Annotated in this window: 20 protein-coding genes; 6 read left to right on the top strand and 14 right to left on the bottom strand. The window is 43.5% G+C overall.

Translation table 11 applies throughout. The features are described 5' to 3' along the window. Positions 1-14 precede the first annotated feature (14 nt). Positions 15-779 carry an enoyl-CoA hydratase gene (locus J5X92_RS09975; protein WP_208805633.1) on the bottom strand — a complete coding sequence of 255 codons (765 nt, stop codon included), beginning with the start codon at positions 777-779 and terminating at the stop codon, positions 15-17. Positions 780-921: 142 nt separating this feature from the next. On the opposite strand from J5X92_RS09975, the gene rrtA reads away from it, so the two are divergent. Then, a complete protein-coding gene (rrtA, locus tag J5X92_RS09970; protein ID WP_208805669.1) occupies positions 922-1,506 on the top strand; it encodes a rhombosortase in 585 nt (194 codons plus the stop codon). A gap of 117 nt (positions 1,507-1,623) precedes the next feature. On the opposite strand, the gene J5X92_RS09965 is transcribed toward rrtA, so the two are convergent. The 4 genes from J5X92_RS09965 to J5X92_RS09950 all read right to left on the bottom strand — a co-directional run bounded on the left by J5X92_RS09965 (position 1,624) and on the right by J5X92_RS09950 (position 7,339). Next, complete coding sequence (locus J5X92_RS09965; protein ID WP_208805632.1) at positions 1,624-4,161, bottom strand: prolyl oligopeptidase family serine peptidase; 2,538 nt, start codon at positions 4,159-4,161, stop codon at positions 1,624-1,626. Between the two features lie 239 nt (positions 4,162-4,400). Then, complete coding sequence (locus J5X92_RS09960; RefSeq protein WP_208805631.1) at positions 4,401-5,009, bottom strand: NAD(P)H-dependent oxidoreductase; 609 nt, start codon at positions 5,007-5,009, stop codon at positions 4,401-4,403. 451 nt (positions 5,010-5,460) lie between these two features. After that, entirely contained in the window at positions 5,461-6,714 is a 1,254-nt protein-coding gene (locus J5X92_RS09955) for a cystathionine gamma-synthase family protein (protein ID WP_208805630.1), read from the bottom strand. Positions 6,715-6,733: 19 nt separating this feature from the next. Then, the gene (locus J5X92_RS09950; RefSeq protein ID WP_208805629.1) at positions 6,734-7,339 is read right to left on the bottom strand and encodes a 1-acyl-sn-glycerol-3-phosphate acyltransferase; all 606 of its coding nucleotides are present in this window, start codon (positions 7,337-7,339) and stop codon (positions 6,734-6,736) included. Positions 7,340-7,468: 129 nt separating this feature from the next. Here J5X92_RS09950 and J5X92_RS09945 point away from each other — a divergent pair, with 129 nt between their 5' ends. Beyond that, entirely contained in the window at positions 7,469-8,233 is a 765-nt protein-coding gene (locus tag J5X92_RS09945) for an NRDE family protein (RefSeq protein WP_208805628.1), read from the top strand. A gap of 208 nt (positions 8,234-8,441) precedes the next feature. Next, positions 8,442-9,632, top strand: coding sequence for an amino acid aminotransferase (locus J5X92_RS09940; RefSeq protein WP_129738102.1), 1,191 nt, complete (start codon positions 8,442-8,444; stop codon positions 9,630-9,632). A gap of 142 nt (positions 9,633-9,774) precedes the next feature. On the opposite strand, the gene J5X92_RS09935 is transcribed toward J5X92_RS09940, so the two are convergent. The 4 genes from J5X92_RS09935 to J5X92_RS09920 all read right to left on the bottom strand — a co-directional run bounded on the left by J5X92_RS09935 (position 9,775) and on the right by J5X92_RS09920 (position 13,726). After that, complete coding sequence (locus tag J5X92_RS09935) at positions 9,775-10,224, bottom strand: YaiI/YqxD family protein (protein WP_013784278.1); 450 nt, start codon at positions 10,222-10,224, stop codon at positions 9,775-9,777. A gap of 21 nt (positions 10,225-10,245) precedes the next feature. Further along, positions 10,246-11,007, bottom strand: a complete 762-nt coding sequence (locus tag J5X92_RS09930; protein WP_129738100.1) for an SDR family oxidoreductase — start codon at positions 11,005-11,007, stop codon at positions 10,246-10,248. A gap of 77 nt (positions 11,008-11,084) precedes the next feature. Further along, on the bottom strand, positions 11,085-11,849 hold the full coding sequence (locus J5X92_RS09925) for a glucose 1-dehydrogenase (RefSeq protein ID WP_129738098.1): 765 nt from the start codon (positions 11,847-11,849) through the stop codon (positions 11,085-11,087). A gap of 74 nt (positions 11,850-11,923) precedes the next feature. After that, entirely contained in the window at positions 11,924-13,726 is a 1,803-nt protein-coding gene (locus tag J5X92_RS09920) for an acyl-CoA dehydrogenase (RefSeq protein ID WP_208805627.1), read from the bottom strand. Between the two features lie 138 nt (positions 13,727-13,864). Between J5X92_RS09920 and J5X92_RS09915 the strand changes: the two genes are divergently transcribed. Then, positions 13,865-14,854, top strand: coding sequence for a helix-turn-helix domain-containing protein (locus tag J5X92_RS09915; protein ID WP_129738094.1), 990 nt, complete (start codon positions 13,865-13,867; stop codon positions 14,852-14,854). A gap of 122 nt (positions 14,855-14,976) precedes the next feature. After that, the gene (locus J5X92_RS09910; RefSeq protein ID WP_208805626.1) at positions 14,977-17,226 is read left to right on the top strand and encodes a TonB-dependent receptor; all 2,250 of its coding nucleotides are present in this window, start codon (positions 14,977-14,979) and stop codon (positions 17,224-17,226) included. A 251-nt stretch (positions 17,227-17,477) separates the two neighbouring features. Here the strand turns inward: J5X92_RS09910 and J5X92_RS09905 are convergent, their stop codons facing one another. The 3 genes from J5X92_RS09905 to J5X92_RS09895 all read right to left on the bottom strand — a co-directional run bounded on the left by J5X92_RS09905 (position 17,478) and on the right by J5X92_RS09895 (position 22,470). Continuing rightward, positions 17,478-17,918: a hypothetical protein gene (locus tag J5X92_RS09905; RefSeq protein WP_208805625.1), complete on the bottom strand. Its 441-nt coding sequence runs from the start codon at positions 17,916-17,918 to the stop codon at positions 17,478-17,480. A gap of 146 nt (positions 17,919-18,064) precedes the next feature. Next, positions 18,065-21,214 (bottom strand): efflux RND transporter permease subunit, encoded by a 3,150-nt coding sequence (locus J5X92_RS09900; RefSeq protein WP_208805624.1) that lies wholly within the window; start codon positions 21,212-21,214, stop codon positions 18,065-18,067. Then, the gene (locus tag J5X92_RS09895) at positions 21,214-22,470 is read right to left on the bottom strand and encodes an efflux RND transporter periplasmic adaptor subunit (protein ID WP_208805623.1); all 1,257 of its coding nucleotides are present in this window, start codon (positions 22,468-22,470) and stop codon (positions 21,214-21,216) included. The genes J5X92_RS09900 and J5X92_RS09895 overlap by 1 nt, the downstream gene beginning before the upstream one ends. A 361-nt stretch (positions 22,471-22,831) precedes the next feature. Here J5X92_RS09895 and J5X92_RS09890 point away from each other — a divergent pair, with 361 nt between their 5' ends. Continuing rightward, entirely contained in the window at positions 22,832-23,140 is a 309-nt protein-coding gene (locus J5X92_RS09890; protein ID WP_126873552.1) for an isoamylase early set domain-containing protein, read from the top strand. A 92-nt stretch (positions 23,141-23,232) separates the two neighbouring features. Here J5X92_RS09890 and J5X92_RS09885 read toward each other — a convergent pair whose 3' ends face one another. Continuing rightward, positions 23,233-24,159 (bottom strand): FAD-binding protein, encoded by a 927-nt coding sequence (locus J5X92_RS09885; protein ID WP_013784288.1) that lies wholly within the window; start codon positions 24,157-24,159, stop codon positions 23,233-23,235. Next, complete coding sequence (locus J5X92_RS09880; protein ID WP_126873553.1) at positions 24,156-24,908, bottom strand: electron transfer flavoprotein subunit beta/FixA family protein; 753 nt, start codon at positions 24,906-24,908, stop codon at positions 24,156-24,158. The genes J5X92_RS09885 and J5X92_RS09880 overlap by 4 nt, the downstream gene beginning before the upstream one ends. Positions 24,909-24,944: the final 36 nt, after the last annotated feature.

The raw sequence follows: 24,944 nt of genomic DNA, 5'->3' as shown, positions 1-24,944 counted from the left end.
ATATGACTTCCTCTTTATTTAAATTTCTCCGGATTGATCGGACGTTTTGACAAAAACGCATCAAACGCTTCACGGGCGGCCTCTGAATCCATAGCTTGACCAAACACATCGAATTCGATATCCATATAGTGATGGGTAGATTCCACATCATTCTTTAATAGTGATTTGGTTTGCATCAATGCAAATGAGGGCTTTGCCACCAGCTTTTTACATACCGATGTCACTTTCTCGGCTAATTCCTCGGCTGAATAGCTACCGGTAATCAACCCAAACTGACAGGCATCTTCTGTGCCAAATGGTTCGCCTAACATCAGCCACTCGCTGGCTTTTACATGCCCTGCCATTTTCGGAAGAAGATAACTTGAAGCAAATTCAGGAACAAGACCTAAGTTGATGAATGGTAGAACAAATCGGGTGTTTGTCTCAGCATAGATAAAATCGCAGTGTAAAAGCATCGTCGTGCCTATACCCACAGCCATGCCATGAACCTGCGCTACTACCGGCACTTTACAGTTTATTAGCCCACGCATAAATGCCGCAGACTCATTCACGTCATCCCCTTCTTTACGCCCTGCAAAATCACTAATATCGTTGCCTGAAGTAAAACAGTCGCCTTCACCACGGAACAGCACAGTCTTAATGCTATCGTCATTTTCAATACTGAATAATGCGTCAGCCATGCTCTGATACATTTCTCGGGTTAAGGCGTTTTTCTTCTCTGGGCGATTAATGGTGATCGTTAAGATCCCGTTTTTCTTTTCACTTAAAATTAGAGACATTTGTCACCTCATTACGTTTTTATGATTGTTATATAGGCGGAAGCCGACGAAAAAAGCATTTTTACCGATAACGCTTTCCACCCTACTGGCAATTTTATGTATCATACCCAGCACACACGGATTACTAAAATAAATAACAATGATGATGTCACTACCGGTCTCACCTAAGTATAGCGTAGGCCCACTTATTTTAGCGCTTTGCGCTATCGTCGCTTTTTTCTTAGAGCCGCTCTCTGGTGAGTGGTTAGCTTACGATCGTTTCGCCATTCAAGGGTTGGAAACCTGGCGTTTATTATCTGGCAATATTGTGCACACCAATGGGTATCACTTGCTGCTGAATTTATCAGGCCTTACCTTACTGTGGGCGTTACACGGCGAACATTACCGAATAGGTCGGTTCTTAAAAGTTTTCGTATGGTGCAGCTTAGGCACCAGTGCAGGGCTCTACCTTTTTTCTGAAGATCTTATTTGGTATGCGGGGCTATCAGGTGCGCTACACGGTATCTTCGTATGGGGCGCATTAATGGATATTATGAATAAGATGCGATCGGGTTGGATTTTACTGGGCGGTGTTGCGCTTAAAGTGATTTATGAACAAGTATCAGGCAGTAGTGCTCAGGTTGCTGCACTGATTGACGCCAAAGTTGCCATCGATTCGCACTTATTCGGTGCGCTAAGTGGATTAATCATCTTCACACTTATGTGGCTAACCGCAAAAAAACGGTAGTTAACGAGTGAAATTGAATTAAGCGTGACAATACGGTTTCCTTTACTAACTACCACTAAAACAAAAACGCCCCTATATAGGGGCGTTTTTTTTATCTTAATAGCTGGCCTTAGCTAACTACAAATTCTCTTCGAATAACTTATAGATTCGGCGGTATTCATCTAACCAAGAGCTTGGTTGAACGAAACCATGTGGCTCTACAGGGTAAATAGCCGTTTCAAAGTCTTCCTTTTCTAGCTCGATTAAGCGCTGAACTAGTCGAACGGTGTCATGGAAAAACACATTGTCATCTACCATGGGTGCATTGATTAACAATGGTTTCTCTAGCCCTTCTGCAAAATAGATAGGTGAACTGCGCTCGTAGGCAATAGGATCGACATCTGGGGTGTTCAGGATGTTTGACGTATACCCGATGTTATAGTGCGCCCAATCAGTAACTGGACGAAGCGCTGCACCAGCCGCAAAAAGATCCGGTGCGTTAAACATAGACATAAAGGTTAAGAACCCGCCATAAGAGCCCCCATACGTGCCTATTCGGTTGCGATCGACATTGGCGTTTTCTACCAACCAATTCACACCATCGCGTAAATCTTGTACTTCAGGCGTACCCATGTTGCGGTAAATAGCCGTGCGCCAATCGCGCCCGTAACCTGCCGAGGCACGGTAGTCCATATCTAGTACCACATATCCTTGTTGCACTAGCATGCTATTAAACATGTATTCTCTGAAATACAACGACCACCCTAGGTGGGCATTCTGCAAATAACCTGCACCGTGATTAAAGACTACTGCCTTAAGCGGCTTACCTGCTTGATAGTCTTTAGGTAAGTATACGCGGGCATAAATAGGCGCATCGGTGTGACTTGAAGGAATGGCCACCACGTTGGGCACTGCCCACGGCATAGCGGTGAACGCGTCGCTTACCGTATCGGTAATTTTCATAGCCGCTTCTTTGCTATCTACAGCTTTAACATAAAGCTCTGGAGGGCGAGACACTTTACCGTGGCTTAACACTAATGTGGCGTTATCTGGACTGAGTTTATACTCTGTTATACCGTTGAGGTTGGTTAGCGCTTCTACTTCACCGCCGGTAGCCTTCACGCGGTATACTTCAACGATACCAGGATGTTTACTGTTCGCGTTAAAATACATCCACATGTCGTCACTAGACAACGTTGGGTTATCGGTAACGAATGTACCTTGAGTTAACGCTTTTGGCGCTTGTCCAGGTACTTGCGTATAAAGATGTGCATACCCAGAGTGTTCAGACTGATAATACAAGGTTTCGCTGTTATTAAACCAACCAAAGCTATTGAATCGATAGTTTACCCACGCATCATCATGTAGGCGATGTTGGTTCACTAAACGTTGGTTATCTAGGTCTACCGTGGCAATCCAGCGGTCTTTGTTGTCCCACGCTTCCACCATTACCGCAACTTGCTCACCGTCTTTGTGCCAGCTGATAGAAGGCTTTTGCCAGTTCCAGCTAGACAGCAAGGTAATAGGTCTTGGTAAACGATTCACGTCGTAACGTTCGCCTTTAGCTTCTGCATTTTCAGCCTTCACTTCGGCTAATACATCGTCGTTATAACCAGGTAAGCTAAAGTAGTTTAGTAGTGACTTTTCACCACTTGCTAAGTCTAAAAGCCAAAGTTGATGATTAATCGGTTCAGCATCGGCTACTTTTCTACGTACCGGCTTGCTCGCGATGCGGCTGTCTTCCTGAATGTAGTGCGGCATAATGTCACTATCATCTCGGGAAGGCGTATCAGGCGTAGTCGCCACAATGGCGAAATTACCTTTCGGAGATACACTCACGCCCACCAACTTATGGGTTTTATCAAAATAAAACGCATCAGGTGCTATACTGGTGTTGTTTGCCGCTAGGGTGTTTTGTGCGTTCGCTTTGGCTTCACGGTTTTTACGCTTTTTAGCAATATATTGAATTAATGATTGCTGCTGCTCGGCAATATAATCTTTTGGCGCTGCTACGGCTTCTGGTTCATCACTGAATGACCAACTTACCAATTCTTCTCTGCTACCGTTAGTTAGGTCTATGGCAATGGCGCTATTGCCACTTAATGCCATTAAACGTCCATCAGTCATAAAAGATAATGATGATAGAAAACTACCACCACGGGTAAGTTGCACAACTTCATTATTGGTGAATTGCACGTATACGCTGTCTTTAAATCGATAAGCAATGACACCGTCTTCACGCTCTACCCGCTCATCGTATTTATATTGGTGTAATTGAGATAATGGAGCTTTTACACTTTTATCTGCCGCATTAAGACTCGCTATATAAACATCTTTTAGCTTGCTGTTAGGTTGTTCTCTTTCGTAAACAATGTGGCTACCATCAATTGACCACCCCATATTGGTCGGCGCTCGGCCCAACCATTGTGGGTCTGCCATAATTTGTTTTAAGGTAATCTCACCGTTTTCTGAATACTGTACAGGGCCCTGCTCAATGTCGGGAGTGTAGGAAGCAATTGGCTCATTACGGATACTTTTAGGTGCCCTAGATGAAAGGGTGTCACTTTGGGCGGAGCTACTTTTAGCGTTTAATTCAGTAGTTGAATCTGTATTGGCGCATCCGCTAAGCAGAAGCGTAATACTAGAAGCTAAAACAAGGGAAGACAATTTCTGCATAATAACGACTTTATTTTTTAGTTATGCCCACATTATACCCAGAGAATCGAGCGATTGACTATTAGGCTGTAAACCCTAAGTGGAAATTACTCAATTCGACAAATCCCTGATATAAAAATCTCTGAATAAAAAGCCGCGCATAAAAAAGCCCCGCATAATATGCGGGGCAATCAAGCACACTCAACTTGGAACACACTTTAGCTCAAACGCACTCATTGCGTTTTGCTAACTGCATAGATTTAGTCAGCGACTTTTTGGGTTAGTTCAATTATTTTACCCTTCGCATTAGCGATACTTTCATTAGCACTGTCTTCACCCATACTAAGTCCTTCTGCATAAACAAATTTCACGTCAGTAATACCGATGAAATTTAAAAAGTGAGTTAAGTATGGTGTTTGTGTATCGTAATCACCGCCTTCGTAAACGCCGCCTCGACTAGCAAATACCTTCGCTTGCTTGCCTTCAAGCAAACCTACCGGCCCAGTTTCAGTATATTTAAAGGTAATACCCGCCCGTGCAATACGGTCGAAATAGGCTTTAAGTGAAGAAGGAATACCGAAGTTGTACATAGGAACTGCTAGCACAATTTCATCTGCCGCTTGAAGTTGTGCAACGAGGTCATCGGAAACCGCAGCTAAACGCTTTTGTGAAGAAGTACGCTCGCTAGCGTCTGTCATCCACGCTTGCATTTCTTCACCGGTTAGATGTGCCAACGCTAGTTCTGCTACATCAACTTTTGTAACCGATGTTTCGCTGCCCTCACGTGACTGAAGATAATAGTCAGCGAGCTCGGTTGATTTACTGTTTTCGCCATTAAGGCTTGAATACACAACAAGAATAGACATCATTACATTTCTCCCTTTGATTTAATGAATCAATAATAAGAGAAGTTAAATCGAATATATATTAGGAAAAAACCCGCTTATCGTTCGAATTTAATTGACGAAAAAACCATGCAACAAAACCATACGACAAAATCATGCAACAAAGTACGCTAGCCTAAAATGCCAAAGTGAGAATGCTAAAGTGAGAATGCTTGAGTAGGAAATCTCAGGTGGAAATTCATAGCTGCAGGTAGCGAAAGCATAGCTGGGGGGAGGATTCGAAGGGCAAGAAGCTGATCCTTTCACTGCTAACCCAGAATCAATCGAGTTTGCCACAACACAACTAAGAGAATTAATGCGATGAAAAGGATCAAGCTACTTCTTGCAAAATCGATAGTAACACCACTTTTTGTTCGTTACTGCTCCGATGACGAACAAAAAGTGAAAATAACGTTAAATCAATAAAACCGACAATTTATTCGCCGGTGTATTTACGTTCGAAGGCGTTAGAGAAATCTTTAATAAGATCGTCGGTATCTTCAATACCTACCGATATTCTTATCATGGTATCTGAAACCCCCATGGCCTCACGCTCTTCTGCTGTATTTTCGAAGTAAATTGTAGGCGCAACAGGCAATGCCAACGTTCGGTTATCACCTAAGTGCGTAGCGCAAATAACCAACTCAAGGGCATTTAAGAATTGAACAGGGTCGATATCATCAACAAGGGTAAAGCTAAGAATAGCGCCATAGCCTCTTTTCAATTGCTCTCTTGCCATAAAGTGCTGCGGGTGGCTTGCCAGCCCAGGGTAAAATACGTGTTTTACTTTGGGGTGGTTATCTAAAAACATAGCGAGCTTTTGTGAGTTCTCACATGCTCGAGCTAAGCGTAAGCTTAATGTTTCCATACCTAACGCAATGGCGGTTGCAGACTGAGGGGCCAGTGTGGCGCCTAAATCTCGTAATCCTTTTTTCTTAATTTGGGTTAAGCCCCATTGTGCTTCATCAGCGACTTGGTAAGCGCTTTTAATGTTCCCAAAGCCTTTCCAATTGAAAAGACCGGTATCGATAACTGCACCACCGAGCACATTTCCATGACCAGAAATGTATTTAGTCAACGAGCAAAATATTAATGACGCCTTAAGATCTTTAGCATAAAAAAGCGGTGGCGGTGTCATGGTGTTATCTACCATGAACAAGATATTGCGCTCTTCGCAGTACTGACCGATAGCACGTAAATCAGCAACTTGGGTCACAGGGTTCGCTACTGTTTCCGTATAGACCCCTTTCGTGTTCGGTAAATACGCTTCTTTAATGTTTTGGATATCCGTGACATCAGCAAAGGTAATCTGAACACCATAATCGGCAAGCGTATCGAAGAAGCTTCGTGTATTTCCAAACAAATATTGGCTAACGATAAGATGATCGCCAGCTTTTAAAAGAGAAAACAACGTACTGCTAATGGCAGACATACCCGTTGAGAAGCACAGCGCCCCTAAACCGCCCTCAAGGTCGTTAAGCATATTTTGCAATGCGGCAACCGACGGAGATGATGAGCGCGAATATACGTGAGCTGCACGTTTGCCCTGAAAAGCATCAATGATACCTTGGGCATCAGAAAATTCGAAAAGTACAGAATTAGAAGTGCTGGTATGCACGCCGCCATGCTCTGGAGTATTGAGCAAACGATCTGCGTGAACCTGCCGGGTTGTAAATCCCTGTTTTGACACGGGTGAACGCTCCGTTACGTTAGCTGGTTATACAGTTTTTTGGATAATGGGCGCAAACGTTAGCATAAAACGCATAAATTGTTTGCATTTGTTGTTCAATATCGTCGATTTGGTCAATAATTGGGCCAAGTACAACAGTTTTCGTGGCGTAATCAAGCCCTAGCAGCTGAATGGGAATATTGGCCTCTTTGGCAATGTACATAAAACCGGTTTTCCATGGAAATACCCCCTTTCGTGTCCCTTCTGGCGCCAAAGCCAATACCACCTCTTCACTGTCTTGTATTTGCCGTACGATGTTATTTACCACCCCATGTGCCTTACTTCGTTCAATGGGTATGCCGCCAAGCTTCCTAACGATATAACCTAAAGGGGGCGTAAAAATGGTGTGTTTACCAAAAAAGTTAACCTTAATTCGCAATGCAAACACCACCAGTATGCCGATAAAAAAGTCCCAGTTTGAGGTATGTGGCGCTACCGCTAATATCACTTTTTTATCGTTGATGAGCTCGCCTTCCACTCGCCAGCCCCGTTTTGTTAAAATAAAACTGCCGCAGGCACTTAGCCAATGTGGCCATTTGCGTGGTAACTTATTGCCCACTAACCGATGATGAATTGTTTGTTTCATTCTTATTATTCTCTTACTACGTTTTAGTATGTAAGCATAAAAAAGTTAGCGCCAATCCACCACCTTTACGTGATATTGAATGCTGTAACGGTGTTCATTATTCACCACAGTCAGCGAGTTAAGTTGTATATGTGCATATTGTTTATTGCAGTAGACCAAAGTCAGGAATTTCCTTTAGTTATCGCCGCAAATAGAGATGAATTTCACGCTAGACCTACCGCTACATCTGGGTTTTGGGAAAATAACCAACATGTACTTGCAGGCCGTGATTTACAAGCAAAGGGCACATGGATGGGCGTTACGCGTAACGGAAAGGTGGCAGCATTAACCAATATTCGAGCACCTGAAACGATTAAAACTGATGCTATTTCTCGTGGTGGTTTAGTCGCAGACTGGCTTATGGATGAAGCACTTAAACAGCCCACTTACCTTGAAGCATTACGCGCAAACCGGCACCAGTATAACGGCTATAATCTGGTTTATGGCGATGTAAAATCACTCGCGGTATACAACAATTTTGAAGACACCCACTCTACGTTAACCCAAGGCGTTTATGGTCTATCCAACGCAAACTTAACCACACCTTGGCCGAAAGTCACCAAAGGAATAGCGTCGTTAACCGATTACGTGAGTCAAAATAGTCAGCTCGATACTGAGGCACTTTTTGCTATTTTAAAAGACGAAGACAAAGCTTCTGATCATGCACTCCCCAATACAGGCATTGGGTATGAATGGGAAAAGCGTTTGTCGTCTATATTTATCCAGTCACCAGAATATGGAACCCGCACTTCTACACTACTTCTGGTGAATAGCCACCAGCAAATACAGTGGTATGAACGCACGTTTAATCCACTAGGTGAAGTTGTGGGTAACCAACGTTTTACTATAGGTTAAGTACTGTTCTGACTGGTACTACACACATGGAAAAGAGTGAAAGTAAGTATGAGGTTTATTAATTCACACAGATTTTTGTGATGTGTATTTCGTTTTACACCATAAATACCGATTTAATGACATATTTTCTACTATAAAGGGTCGTTTTTTCTACCATCGGTGGCATAATGCGTGCCTGCTATTTTTTGCATTGCAACGAGGACATATCGTGTTTGAAGTATTACCCCAACTCGCCCCAGATCCAATTCTTGGTTTGTCAGCTGCTTATCGTGAAGATCTTAATTCTCATAAAATCGACTTAGGTGTCGGTGTTTATAAAGATGAGCAAGGTAATACCCCTATTCTTACTAGCGTAGCGAAAGCGCAACAACTTTTGTTAGAACGTGAAACCAGCAAAACCTATATTACGCCACAGGGTAATCAAGGTTATATCGACAACATGCTTACTTTGCTTTTAGGCAAGAGCAGCCCTGTATTGCTTGCTGACCGTGTTGCTGCGGTTCAAGCCCCAGGTGGTTGTGGTGCACTTCGCATTCTTTCAGAATTACTGGTTCGTTGTAACGAGAACGCTAAAGTATGGGTAAGCGACCCAACCTGGGCTAACCACATTCCATTGATTGGATCGGCTGGCCTTAAAATTGAAACCTACCCGTACTTCGATAAAGCGTCTGCTAGTATTCGCTTCGATGCCATGATGGATACCCTTCGTGGTGTTGAGAAAGGCGATATCGTGTTACTTCACGGTTGCTGCCACAACCCAACAGGTGCAGACTTAACTAATGCACAGTGGGACGAAGTATTGGCCGTTGCTAAAGAGCGTGAATTCCTACCCTTTATTGACGTTGCTTACTTAGGTTTCGGTGAAGGCTTAGATGAAGATGCTTATGGCCTTCGTTTATTAGTTGAAAACCTTCCTGAAGTAATTGTTGCCGCTTCTTGCTCTAAAAACTTCGGTTTATACCGTGAGCGTGTAGGTCTAGCGGCTATCATTACTGCTGACACGGCCACGCGTAAAATTGCACAAGGTCAAATTCAATCTATTGCTCGCGGTATCTACTCTATGCCGCCTAGCTACGGCGGTGCGCTGGTTGATATTATCTTGTCTGACGACGCGCTTAATCAAGAATGGGTTAACGAAGTAGACGAAATGCGTAACCGCATGAAATCACTACGTGCCATGCTGGTTAAGAATCTGCACGACAATGGTTCGCCAAAAGATTTCAGCTTTGTAAACGATCAAAAAGGCATGTTCTCGTTCTTGTGTATTACACCAGAGCAAGTACGTGAAGTACGTGAAAAACACAGCGTTTACTTTGTTGACTCTAGCCGTGTAAACATTGCGGGTATTAACTCAGAAAACGTTGAAACATTAGCGAAAGCCTTAGTATCTGTGCTTTAGTTTTAAGAGCTCTAGTTTTAAGAGATAGGCTTTTCGGTTAAATAATAAAAATTAAAAAGGGCTACGTGAAAACGTAGCCCTTTTTTTGTTTAAGCGAGTCACTCAAATTATCTACGTTGAGAGAAAGGTCAAACCCCTCGCGCTAGCGCGTGCCCGCAGTAATCATTCTATCTAACGCATTGGCGAAATTCTGTTTATCTCGCTGAGAAAACGCTTTAGGGCCACCCGTGTGTTCGCCACTTGAACGCATGGTATCCATAAAGTCTCTCATAGTAAGCGCAGCGCGAATGGATGATTTGTCGTATTCATCGCCCCGGGTGTTCATGGCTTTGGCGTTCTTGGCCAAAATATCGGCAGCCAAAGGAATGTCTCCGGTTATTACTAAATCACCGGCTTCTATCTTTTCAACAATATAATCATCTGCGGCATCAAAGCCAGATGGCACGATAGTTAACGTAATGTGTTTATCTGGTGGAACAGACATAGAATGATTAGCAACTAAAGACAAAGGCAGACCGGTACGTCGGGCTGCCTTAAAAAGTATGTCTTTAATCACACTGGGACACGCATCTGCGTCAACCCATATATGCATGGTAAAATCTCGTTAGCGTTTTTACGCTAGCATACCACCATCAACCACCACTGTCGTGCCTGTGGTGTAGCTAGATGCATCAGACACTAAGTACAATACCGTACCCGCCATTTCATCCGGATCGGCAACACGGCCTAGTGGGATCACTTTAAGCGCGTGCTTCAAAATTTGATCATTTGAAGTTAGTGCTGAGGCAAACTTAGTATCGGTTAAGCCAGGTAGTAAGGCGTTAACGCGAATATTTAAGCTTCCACATTCTTTTGCGAATGATTTTGTCATGCTAATAACGGCTGCTTTCGTAATAGAGTAAATACCCTGCATGTCACCAGGTGTTACACCGTTCACTGAAGCCGTGTTAAGAATGACGCCACCGCCCTGCTCTTTCATCATTTTGCCCGCTTCAATAGACATAAAGAAGTAGCCACGAATGTTTACGTCTACTGTTTTGTCGTAAGCGCCTAAATCTGTATCTAAGATATGCCCAAAGTACGGGTTAGCTGCGGCATTATTCACAAGTATATCTAGCTTACCGAATTCGCTTTTAATTTCTGCAAAAGCAGCGGTAATTTGCTCCATATCGCCAACATGGCATGCCAACGCACTTGCCTTACCACCCGCATCTCGAATAGACGAGGCTACTGCTTCACAGCCATCAATTTTACGGCTAGACACAATAACGTGTGCGCCATATTGCGCCAGCAAACGTGCGATTGATTCACCAATACCTCGGCTAGCACCTGTTACTAAAGCAACCTTTCCAGTTAAATCGAATAAATTTTTCATAATAGTTATCCCTTTTTTAAATCTGTCGCGCTTTTATTAAACGCAATAATTTTTATCAAACGCTAGAAATTGGGTGATTAGGCTAACATGCCGCCATCAAGTACAACCGATTGCCCTGTCATGAATGAAGACTCGTCACTACACAACCATGCTATCGCATTCGCTATTTCTTCAGGTTTGCCTAAACGCTTCATGGGGTTTGCACCCACCATGGCTTTTTGTCCACGTTCGTCTAATTTAGATAACACGCCCTGTACCATTGGCGTGTCAACAAAGCTTGGGCATACCGCATTAATGCGAATATTCGCACGGGCATATTCCACCGCTGCCGATTTAGTTAAGCCAATCACCCCGTGTTTAGATGCACTATAGGCACTGATCATGGGCGCTGAACGCAGGCCCGCTACCGACGCAATATTAATAATATGACCACCACCATTTACGGTCATATGTTTAAGCGCATTTTTCATACAATACCACACGCCCGCTAGATTCACCTGAATGTTCTTCATGAACATAGCATCGTCTACTTCAGTAAGGGGCGCTGGGAAATGGTCTATACCCGCATTATTGATGATTACGTCTAGTTTGGCTTGCTGTGAAAACGCCGCTTCAAACATGGCATTCACTTCTGCAGGCTCAGTAACATCTACTTTTACCGCATAGGCATTACCGCCCGCTTCTTTGAGCTGATGCACTAAGGCTTCAGCAGCATCCATATTTAAATCGGCAACACCGACCAATGCCCCGCGCTCACATAAGGTTTTGGCCGAGGCCGCACCAATACCCGAGCCGCCCCCGGTGATAAGGATATGTTTGCCTTCTACGTTTGATGCCACCATTTTATTGCCCCGCCTTAATATTTTCTGCAATGTGCCATTGTTGGTATGTCATTGTTATGCCCTTGAAGCCGTTATTAGAAATAACTGGCTTTCACATTTTCACAGGTTGGTTCTTGTGACGAAATGACTTCTATATCACGTTTCACTAGCGGTAATTCCCAATTGAGGAAGTATTCAGCAGCTGCCATTTTTCCTTCGTAGAAATCACCGTCTTGACCACTTGCGCCATTAGCCAATGCTTGCTCGGCAACATTCGCTTGGCGTAACCAAATCCAACTCACTACGCAGGCAGAGAAGATATTCAAAAAACAGCTTGCGTTAGTCAGTAAGACGGCTTGTTTGTCTGAACGTAAGTCACCCGCCGCTTGTTGAATAAGCCCGCCAAGTTGGTCAAGGTAAGGTTTAAGTTTTGCCGCTAGTGCTTGGGCTCGTGGTGTTGTAGCCGCTTTCATGTCGCCAGAAACACGAGCCATTAATACTTGTAGCCCTTTACCTTCGCTTTGCCATAATTTACGGCCTAGTAAATCCAAGGCTTGAATACCATTTGTTCCCTCGTGAATAGGGTTCAAACGGTTATCCCGCCAGCACTGTTCTACGGGGTATTCACGGGTGTAACCAGCGCCACCAAGAATTTGAATGGCTAAGTCGTTAGCTTTAGGGCCAAACTCTGAAGGCCACGCTTTAAATACTGGGGTGAGTAGCTCAAGTAACTGTGAAATTTCGGTACGTTTGGCGGTGTCTTCTTCCGTCTCTAACGCATCAATTAAGGTGCTGCCATATAAACACAGTGCCATGCCACCTTCACAATAGGACTTTTGCGCTAACAACATGCGACGCACATCACCATGGTTGATAATTGGTGTAGCCTCGTCTTCTGGGGCTAACTTCGGTGCAGCACGCCCTTGGGTACGATCTTTTGCATACTCAAGTGAATAGCGGTAGCCGCGATAACCAATCATGGCAGCACCGTAGCCTACACCAATGCGCGCTTCATTCATCATCATGAACATGTAACGCAAACCTTGGTGTGGTTCACCCACGAGATAACCATGACAGTCACCGTTCTCACCAAACGTAAGTGCGGTAGAGGTCGTACCGCGATAACCCATTTTATGAATAAGTCCAGCCAGAGTAACGTCGTTACGGGGGCCAGGGTTACCGTTTTCATCTAGACGATATTTAGGAACAACAAATAACGAAATACCTTTTACGCCCGCAGGGCCGCCAGGGATTTTCGCTAATACCAAATGAACAATGTTGTCTGATAATTCGTGTTCGCCTGCAGAGATATAAAGCTTACTGCCCTTCACGCGATACGTGCCATCTTCATGAAGCGTTGCCGATGTGCGAATATCTGCCAAGCCAGAGCCCGCATGAGGCTCAGTTAATGCCATAGTGCCGGTAAAGTCACCTGTTAGCATTTTAGGTAAAAAAGCTTGCTTGGTTTCTTCGTTGGCAAAATGTTTCACCACATTTGCCGCCGCAGCAGTAAGAAAAGGATACGCTGTAGTGGAAGGGTTTGCCGCTAAGAAGTAACCCGCACACGCATTCATGATGGTAACGGGTAATTGCATTCCGCCATCTTCATAATCGAAGTGACCTGCAATAAAGCCCGACTCACGGTAGGTATCAAAGGCTTTTTTAACCTCATCTATCATGGTGACTTTTTTGCCATCAAAAGTAGGCTCATCTTTATCAGCGATAGCGTTGTGAGGTAGAAAAAGCTCTTCAGCCATTTTTTCTGCCATATCAATAACGGCATTAAACGTTTCAACGTTATGTTCTTCAAAACGGGGTTTTTCACACAAAGACTGTGTATTTAATACTTCATAGAGTTGGAATTGCATTTCCCGACGGGGAATAAGTTGGTCAGCCATAATAAAGTCCTTGAGCAAATTGTTAATGCATTGTGTCATATTCGTTATCATGCCATTATTGTCATTTATGACACAATCATGGCCATTTACGCCAACAATCACCGTTAGTTATCGTATTTAATAAACTGTATTATTTTTATGAATAAACCACCGTTCGTCGTGACCGTATTAGGATTTGATCAAGCTTTGGCTTCTGCCATCACTGGCGCACTCGATGTCTTCGCATTTGCAGGCATCAGTTGGCAGCGCATTCATAACCAACCCACCACCCCTAAATTTAAAGTTCAGCTGGCGAGTTTTCACGGCAAACCTTTTCACTGTACTAACCAGTTACTGCTAACCCCTAACATTGCTATTGAAGATGTGACAGACACTCATATTTTGCTGATCCCCACGATTGGCGGCGATATCGATACGGTTTTACAAGAAAACGCGAATCAACTTGTACATATCAAACGGCTGCAAAAACAAGGGGCGGATATTGCGGGTAACTGCACCGGGACTTTTTTGTTAGCAGAGTCAGGGTTACTTGATAACAAAGTTGCCACTACCCATTGGGGATATGCTGATAAATTTCGCTCTCATTATCCCAGTGTTAATTTACAGTCTGAAAAGATGGTAACTGAACAAGATGCTATTTTTTGTGCAGGTGGCGGTATGGCGTGGATAGATTTGGCTATTTTGCTTATAGAACGTTATTGCGGTCATCAAGTGGCTAGTGATACTGCCAAGTCTCATGTACTCGATTTTTCTAGGCCGAATCAAACCGTGTATGCAAGCAGTCGCCAGCATAAATTTCACCAAGATAAAGATGTGTTAGCTGTACAAAATTACTTAGAAAATCACTTTACGAAACGTCTTACCCTGAAACATGTTGCCCACGAACATAATATGACTGAACGCACATTAATAAGGCGTTTCAAGCAAGCCTGTGCAATAACGCCTATCCAATATTTACAAGGTTTACGATTAGAACAAGCGCGAAAAATCTTAGAAACTTCTATGTCTCCGCTTGAATCCATTGTGAATAGTGTGGGCTACGAAGACCTCAGTTCTTTCACTCGGCTTTTCAAAAAAAATACCGGTTTATCGCCCTCACAATATCGCGCCAAGTTCATAAGAAAATAAATATTTACAACAATGATAAGTTTTTATTACCTAGTTTGTGTAAAATACTACGCCGCGTACAGACCGCTTTTTCTGTACCGAAAAGCACTACAAAAGCATAATCTAAAACTCTTGGTGGACACATGAGAACACATAAACTAGCCTCTTTGGCGCTTGCAATTAGTGCAGCGTTCAGTACCTCTATCGTTGCTCAAGAAGCAGAAACATTACAAAAAAAAGAAACGGCTCTTGAACAAATTACCGTAACAGCGCAAAAACGTACCCAGTCAATTCAGGAAGTACCTATTTCTGTCGCGACGCTAAGTGGTGAAAAATTTGAAAGCTTGTTTTCAGGTGGTGAAGATATTCTTGCATTGGCCGTTCGCGTGCCTGGCCTTTACGCTGAGTCGTCAAACGGTCGCGTAGCGCCACGTTTCTATATTCGTGGCCTAGGTAACACCGACTTCGATTTAGCCGCCTCACAGCCTGTTTCTATTATCATGGACGAAGTGGTAATGGAAAATGTGGTACTAAAAAGCTTCCCACTTTTTGATGTGCAACAAGTTGAAGTATTACGTGGCCCACAAGGCACCTTATTTGGCCGTAACACTACAGCAGGTATCATTAAGTTCGATACCGTAAAACCTACACAAGATTTAGAAGGTTACGCTAAAGCCGGTTTTGGTTCTTATGGCACAATGAATTTTGAAGGTGCTATTAGTGGCGGTTTAACTGATGAGCTATCAGCACGCTTGTCTGTACTTTCACAAGAGCGTGATGATTACATCGACAATGCTTTTACCGGTGAAAACGATGCGATTGGCGGCTTTGACGAAAAAGCTTATCGCTTACAGCTTCTTTGGGAACCCTCTGACGATTTCTCAGCTTTATTAAATGTTCACGGCAGAGAATTAGATGGCACAGCGTCAATTTTCCGCGCTAACATTTTTGATGTTGGCAGCAATAACCTAAACGCAAATTACGACCGCGATACCATTTATTATGATGGTGACATCGACGGCAACGGTGCTGACAATAACCCTCAAGAATATGACGGTTTCGGCGCATCACTAAAGCTTGAATACGATATGGATGATGTGACCTTCACATCAATCTCAGCCATGGAAACCGCTGAAGGTTCAAGCCTTGGTGACATTGATGGCGGTTTCAACAATGCTGATGGCACATCTGGCCCTGGCGTTATTCCATTCTCTGCTGTTACTCAAGATAATCTAGACGACCTTGAGCAATATACGCAGGAATTCCGCTTATCAAGCAACACCACTGATGCAATGAACTGGCAACTAGGCGCCTTCTATTACGACGCGTCTTTCAACGTGACCAGTATTGACGGTTTCTTTGGTGCAACCACTGTTTTCCATGAAAACAGAACATGGGCGGTATTTGGTCAAACGTCTTACCAAGTGAATGAGAAACTAAATATTACTGGTGGCCTTCGTTATACTCATGACGAGAAATCATTGATTGTTGGCGATCAAAACGTAGATGGCTTTGCCGTAGTTATTGGCGCTGCAAGCGTACAAGATTACGAGCCAATTAACGTTGATGATGGGCAAACCAGTTTCGAACTTAGCGCTAATTACCGTATAACAGACGATATGTCTGCTTACGCTCGCTACTCAAATGGTTTCCGTGCTCAAACTATTCAAGGTCGTGATGTTGCATTTGAAAGCTCACCATCTGTGGCTGACGCTGAAACGATTAACTCTTATGAAGTTGGTTTTAAATCTGATTTGCTAGATGGAACACTTCGTCTTAACGGTGCAGCGTTCTACTACACGGTTGACGATATGCAATTGTCAGCCATTGGTGGTGGTAACAACTTTACTGCACTCGTTAATGCAGATGAAGGCGAAGCCTACGGTTTTGAAATTGATTCTCAGTGGTTAGCGACTGATGAACTAACCTTTACTGCTGGCTACAGCTACAACCACACAGAAATTAAAGATGACACATTAACGATTGGCGGTTGTGGTTCTTGTACTGTTACCGACCCAGTAGCAGATGATGGCAACTACATTGTGAACGGTAACCCGTTCCCACAAGCACCAGAGTCTATCTTTAACTTTACCGCACGCTACACTGTACCTATGGGCGACAACGGTGAATTCTTCGTATTTACCGATTGGGCGTTCCAAGGTGAAACTAACATCTTCTTATATGAGTCTGTGGAATTTACAACTGACGACAACTTTGAAGGTGGTTTGCGTATAGGTTACGAAAACTTCGAGCATAACTACACAGTGGCATTGTTCGGCCGTAACATTACCGATGAAGATAACGTTAAAGGGGCTATCGACTTTAACAACCTTACCGGTATTATGAACGAACCACGTATCCTTGGTGTTGAAGTGAAGTACTCTTTCTACTAAGCACTATTTTGATTTAGGTTGAAAGTGCAGATCTGGTCTGCACTTTTATTCTTGGCCTTATCAAGTATTGCATTTAAGAGTGATAAACAGAAAAAAGCGAAGGTGTCGTGTTAACGACCCTTCGCTTTTTTGTTTTCTATATTCCCTTAGCAGTTTACTCGTTCGTATTTGGTGTTGGGCATTCTTTTTAATATTTGCCATTTTCCCTAGGCCTATATACGTCTGCCTGATACTTACAACTACATTAGTGGCTAAGCCGCAAACTGCCCGGTTCGCGTCCACGCTCTGTCTTGCTGTAGCATTCCTTTTTGTAGCTTTGCTTCCTGTGGTATTCCTTGGGATGCATTTTCACGCAGATTCTTTTCTTCCAAGAGAATACGCTGCAACTTGCGGCAAACATTCACCATCCGAGACATCTTGGTAAAATAAACCTGCTCTATTAACTCCCCTTTTTCATTAAACATAAAAGTGGCTAACTTGCAGTTTTTATAGGGCAAATAAAAGTGGTGGACTGTAAATCGACGAGACACAGGCGCGCCCATTACTTTTTGATACATACAAAAAGGCAACGAGTCCGCCCGTTTATCACCGCCAAATAAATGGGTTAAGCGCTGGAACTTATCTTGCCCTGGCGAAGATAATATTCCGAACTTTTCAATAAGTTGATCAACTGCTTTAACACCTGTAGTCATCGCGTTCACCTATATACTGTTTATTTATACAGTATATAGCTAATCGTACAAAATGCAAACAAAAACACCGCATTGGCCAACCAATGCGGTGTTTTTATAATCCGTTTACCGAACTAGACGGGAGTTTTTCTATTCACTAGCCCGTGTTAGTGCTGCTCTATCGATGCCGAACCAACAGACTCAGTATGCTTTCTACCTTTAAATACATTTTTAATGTCATTCAATATGAGGTACAAGGCAGGTACTAGTAGTAAGGTAATAATCGTGGCAAACAAAATACCGAAGGCCAACGAAATTGCCATAGGAATAACAATTTGTGCCTGTAGGCTTCGCTCAAATACAATTGGCATTAGCCCCATAAAGGTGGTTAACGACGTTAATATAATCGCGCGAAAACGCTGCGTACCAGCACTAATGGCTGCGCGCATTAATGAATGGCCTTCTTGGCGTGCTCGGTTAACAAAGTCCACCATAATCAAGCTGTCGTTAACCACTACACCGGATAACGCAATAATGCCACAAATCGACAGTACACTTACCGCCATGCCTAATACTAAGTGCCCAATAATAGCGCCTACCACACCAAATGGTATGACTGACATGATGATAAACGGTTGGCTGTAAGATTTAAGGGGTATAGCCAATAGCGCGTAAATCGCAAATAACGCAAACAATAAGCCCTGCGCCAAACTCATCATTGCATCAGCTTGTTCTTTTGCATTTCCTTGTAACTGGAAATCCACTTTAGGATAGCGTGCTAACAAATCAGGCATAACAGATTCGATAACCTCACCCGTAATTTCAGACGGATCCATCAACGCCTTGTCTACTACGGCGGTGACAGTAACAGAGCGGCTGCCATCTACACGAATGATTGAATCGAAGCCTTCGCCTACGGTAAAGCTAGCCACTTGCTGAAAAGGTATCTCTTGGCCGTTAGGCGCACGAATACGCATATTTTCTAAGTGTTCAATAGAACTACGTTCTGCTCTTGGGTAACGCACCATGACTTTTATTTCTTCATCGTCACGTTGTATACGCTGAACTTCCGCGCCGTAAAAGCCAAAACGTACTTGCTGCCCTAGTTGTTGTAGCGTAATACCTAATGCGTCGGCTTGAGGTTTCAATGCTAATTGAATCTCTTCACTACCACCTGAGAACGTATCATTAATATCGGTTACGCCGTCGTAGCCTGACAAGATACTTTTTAATTCATCACTTACGGCTCTTAAAGACGCAATATCACCAGAGCTAAATTCGAAGCTAAGATCAGCACCACCACCAGGGCCACCCGGAGCGCCAATACTGAATGTCTTAACACCTGGAATTTCAGACATTTCATCGCGCCACAGCTGATGAATTTCATAATCGGCCATGGTACGCGTTTCACCTTTGGTCAGTTCAGCAAACACCTCCCCACCCAAATCACCGTTATCAAACGCCATGGAGTGTTTAATTACGCCTTCACCTGTATCGTCACGCACCTTTTCATCCATACGCATCATGCCTTCACGTAATGCAGTAAGCACTTCGTCTCGCTGCTTTAGCGAAGAGCCTGGCTCTAGCTCAAAACTTGCAAACATGAAGTCACTAGGAATACTGGGGAAGAAAACAAATCGAACAATACCGCCGCCAAATAAACCAATGGTCAAAATTAGCATGGCTAAGAAAACGGATACCGTGGTGTAACGATTACGTATTGTCTTTTCTAAGAATGGCGCATAAACATTGTGTATAAAACGCTTAATACCTTCACTGAAAAAGTCTCTAAATTTTTGCAGCTTATTAGCCTTCGCTGGATCATAAGGCTTTAATTTCATATGCACTAAATGTGCAGGCAAAATAAGCTTCGACTCTATTAATGAAAACACCAAACAAATGATCACCACGAGCCCAATGGTTTTCCAAATGACACCAAAAGGACCCGACACCATTAGCATAGGTGAGAATGCCGCTATGGTAGTAAGCACGCCAAAGGTGGCCGGCATAGCCACTTTCTTAACGCCTGCAATCACATTTTCGGTACTGTGCCCTTTTTGATCAATTTCGGAATAGGCCGACTCCCCCATTATGATGGCATCGTCTACTACTATTCCAAGTACAAGAATAAAGGCAAATAAACTCAGCATGTTGATAGACACACCAAGCATATCAATAGGCATAACTAACAACGTACCTAGGAAACAAACCGGCAGGCCAACGATCACCCAAAACGCGAGCTTTATTCTCAAAAATAACGACAGTACTAAGAACACCAACAGGCCACCAAAAAACATATTTTCAAGCATCATGTTCAATCTATCTGCTAGATAAAACGAACTATCTCCCCATGTGTCGGCGGAAATATGGGCTGGAAAATCATTCTTTTTCTCGTCGATGTAGCCGTTAACTTGTTCTGATATTTCTAATGCATTTTGATCACCCACCGCTTGTACGCGAAGGCTAACTGCTGGTTTTCCATCGAACAATGCATATTGGTTGTTCTCAATAAAACCATCATTAATATAAGCAACGTCGCCTAACGTCACCCGCGTGCCATCAGTATTGGTGACTAGCACTATCTGGGAGAAATCCCAGCCAGTGTATGCCTGCCCTTTAGTTCTAAGCAGAATATCGCCATTTTCGGTGCGAATAGACCCACCTGGTAAATCAATACTCGACTGACTTAAACGACTGACCGCATCTGCAAAGGTAAGGTTGTATTTTTGTAGGTCTACCTCAGACAATTCAACCGATATTTCGTAGTCTCTAGCCCCAACAACTTGCACACTTGAAATACCTGGAAGGTTGGCAACGTCATCTCGAATATCTTTTGCGAACTCTTTTAATTCACGTTCGCTGGCGTCGCCAAATACTGAAATCCAAATAACATCTTGTTGAATTTTCTGGCGATAGATAACCGGCTTTTCTGTGTCGGCTGGAAAAAGAGGAATGGCATCAACTTGCACCTTCACTTCGTCAAGTAACGATTGAATGTCGTAATTTTCCTCAACTTGAATGCTGACCGTACCCATGCCCTCTACCGCGGTTGAGGTGACTTGTTTAATGCCCTCTAGGTTTTTAATCGACTCTTCTATCTTTAAAATTACGCCCTCTTCTACTTCTTGAGGCGCAGCGCCCAAATACGGTACGCGAACATTGATGATGTCTATTTCAAAACTAGGGAAAACTTGTTTTTGTATACTAAAGGCACCAAATAGGCCGCCAACAATTAACAACCACATCAACAAATTTGCCGCAACACTGTTGCGCGCAAACCACGCGATTAACCCTTTTTGCGTATCAATTTGGTTCATTACTTACCCCCAGAAGAAGCAGGACTTGTTTCAGTAGTATCATCTTCAACGCCTACTGATTGAGTGTCGGCCTCTTTATCGTTCTCTGCTTCTGGTGGCATGGCAGGCTCATCACCTGGCAGCCTTACTTTCATACCATTATAAGGGTTCGGAACCGCACTGGTTACTACCAGCGCGCCACTATTTAAGCCGCCACCAATGAAAGCTTTTTCTGCCGTGGTACGCACTACGTCAACCGGTACAATTTCAATTTCGCGGTTATCGTTAACAATCAGCACTGTATTATCAAGGCGTAAAATGGAGCGAGGGATCACGGTTAAGTTTTGTTTTTGGTGAGAAACAATTTTGGCTTGAACGAATTGACCGAAGCGAAGTGGTGCGTTGTCGCCGCCATTAAATTGATAAGGGTCTTTTACTTCAACCACGGCATAAAGTACGCGGCTGCCTGTATCCAAAATACCTTCAGAACGAACTAACTTACCAGTCCAGGTTCTATTTTTACCTCCTACCGTTGCGTTTAAAGTCACATCAGATTGTTGGTTAGATTGATTACCAATATCTATGAACATCAAGTCTTTATCGGTTATGGGTAAACGTACCTCGGCGGTGTCCGTTGAATAAACGGTGCTTACTGTAGCGCCTGCTGACACAAATTGACCTAAATCGATGTTTCGCTCAACCACTATGCCGTTGTATGGGGCTCTAATTTGCGTACGATCAAGATTACGCTTGGCACGCTCAAGTTTTGCTTCTGAGGCTTTAACATTCGCTTGCTCTTTGGCTAATTGAGGCTTACGCAAGCCAAGCTCAGGCGGCACAACACTGCTTACTGAACGCCATTCTTGCTCGGCGACTTTACCTCTTGCGAGCTCTTCTTGAAGCGCAGCATGCGCTTGAGCCAGTTCAGCTTCAGCCAACTTTACTTCAGTGCGGTAGTCATCTTGTTCAAGGGTGATTAGCACATCCCCTTTTTGGAACATGCCCCCAACAATCAATTTATCGGACAAACTAACGACTCGCCCACTGACTTGTGCGCTAAGTGATGTTCTATTACGAGGCACTACGTTGCCCTGAGAATCAACTACGAAGCTTACAGGTTGGTAATCCATTGGTTTGGCATCAACAAGGAAGGCTTGCGTTTCGACGGGAATTTGCTCTGGAGGTTTACGTGAAGAAATCATAATTGCCGCAACAACAAACGCGACTAAAATGATGATAAGAGGTATACCGCTTTTTATCCAGATGGAGTTTTTCATTATTTTCCCTATAAAACGTAGTACTGATGCTTAGCCGATGCACCGACACTCACCTACTTGCATAAGTGAAATCTGTCTGGCGAACAATGGGTTAAAGCTATACGTGATTTATTATTTTTTTATTGGTTCTAGTGTAATGTGTTTCGACGCGAAGCGCTTGTCTTCGTTTGTTAAAAATTGTGAATTATTTAACTAATTAGTGCGCGACTCAACGTAATATAAAAAAATCCACTCAGAATTAAAATGTAAGATTGCTAAATGAGTAATAATCGTTGATTATTTAAACACCTGCACACTCGCAGGAAAAGTTGCGCTTATCGATGCAACAACGAATTTGTTACGCTAAAAGGGATGACCTGTCATGAGCCTAAAAAAGCAATACCTGAAATCTAAACCCGTTTGTAAAGTAACATTCCGCCTTTCCGCCGAAGAAGCAAAAAATGCCGATGAAGCTAGCCTTGTGGGTGACTTTACCGAATGGGACAAGCAACCTCTGTCGATGAAAAAACTGAAGAGCGGGGATTTCACGCTGACTATTAATTTAGAAACCGATCATGAGTATCAATTTCGCTATCTACTCGATGGTGATATGTGGGAAAACGATTGGGCCGCCGATGCTTATCTACCTTCTAGCATCGGAAGCGAAGATAATTCTGTAGTTCGTGTTTAACACTGCCCTCGCCTGCGGTTTTTAACCGTTACTACGAGCATTAAAAAAGGCTGCGTTTGAAGGCAGCCTTTTTTGATTTTTAAACGTGTTTTTTATAACGTGTTTTCTAGTTCAGGTAACACATCAAATAAATCGCCAACAAGGCCATAATCCGCTACTTGGAAAATAGGCGCTTCTTCGTCTTTGTTGATAGCAACAATGACTTTCGAGTCTTTCATACCGGCAAGATGCTGAATAGCACCAGAAATACCTACAGCAATATACAGCTGCGGTGCAACGATTTTACCGGTTTGGCCTACCTGCATGTCATTTGGTACAAAGCCCGCATCAACTGCGGCACGTGATGCACCAATAGCAGCACCAAGTTTGTCAGCAATACCTTCAAGTAACTTGAAGTTTTCGCCATTTTGCATACCACGACCACCAGAGATAACCACTTCAGCAGCCGTTAGCTCAGGGCGCTCAGACTCAGTAAGCTCTTCAGAGACGAAGCTAGATTTTTCGCTTTCTTTAACCACATCTAGTGTCGTTACTTCAGCGCTTCCACCTGTTGTTGCAGCATCAAAAGAAGCGGCACGCACAGTGATCACCTTTTTGCTATCAGACGATTGTACTGTCGCAATAGCGTTACCAGCATAAATAGGTCTGATAAAGGTATCTTCGCTTTCGACACCAATGATGTCAGAAATTTGAGCAACATCTAAAAGTGCAGCAACACGAGGCATGAAGTTCTTGCCTGTTGTAGTAGCGGCCGCTAATAGGTGGCTGTAATCATCAGCAAGTGATAACACAAGATCGGCAACGTTTTCAGCAAGCTGATATTTGTAAACTGCATTGTCGATAAGCAATACTTTGCTTACGCCGTCAATTTGCGCAGCACTGTCAGCAACAGCCTGACAACCTTCACCCGCTACAAGCACATGAATGTCACCGCCCATTTTTGCTGCAGCATGAACCATTTTTGCAGTTTCTGACTTCAAGCTAGCATTGTCGTGCTCGGCATATACAAGAACTGTCATGAGATCACCTTTGCTTCATTCTTAAGTTTTTCGACCAACTCAGCAACATCCGCCACTTTCACTCCACCTTCACGTTGAGGCGGTGGCGTTACTTTGAGAACTTTAACGTTAGATTCAAGTGCCACACCGAAGTCAGCAGCTGGTTTAACATCCAGTGGCTTACGTTTCGCTTTCATAATGTTTGGCAGCGAAGCATAGCGAGGTTCGTTCAAACGTAAATCGGTAGTCACAACAGCTGGTAACGTTAAGGCAACGGTTTGTAGACCGCCATCAACTTCACGGGTAACGTTAACGCTTGTTCCGTCTACCGCTACTTCTGATGCAAAGGTGCCTTGAGGCATACCGGTTAATGCAGCAAGCATTTGCCCGGTTTGGTTATTGTCTGAATCGATACTTTGTTTACCTAACACCACCAACTGAGGCTGTTCTTCTTCAACAACTTTAGCAAGAAGCTTAGCCACTTGAAGCGAATCTAGGTTTTGGTCTGTATCAATTTGAATACCGCGGTCGGCGCCTAGTGCTAACGCAGTACGAATTTGTTCTTGGCAGCTTTTATCGCCAATAGAAACCACTACGATTTCTGTCGCTATCCCTTTCTCTTTTAGTCTTACTGCTTCTTCAACAGCAATTTCGCAAAAAGGGTTAATGGCCATTTTAGCGTTAGTAAGATCAACGCCAGAGTTATCGGCCTTCACTCTTACTTTAACGTTATAATCGATCGCGCGTTTGACCGGGACGAGTATTTTCATATTTACCTCAATTGTTGAGTTCGTCGGTGTATGTTG

The sequence above is a fragment of the Alteromonas sp. K632G genome, from assembly GCF_017653625.1.
In the GTDB taxonomy this organism is placed as follows: Bacteria; Pseudomonadota; Gammaproteobacteria; order Enterobacterales; family Alteromonadaceae; genus Alteromonas; species Alteromonas naphthalenivorans.
This window is presented reverse-complemented; position numbering and strand designations above follow the sequence as displayed.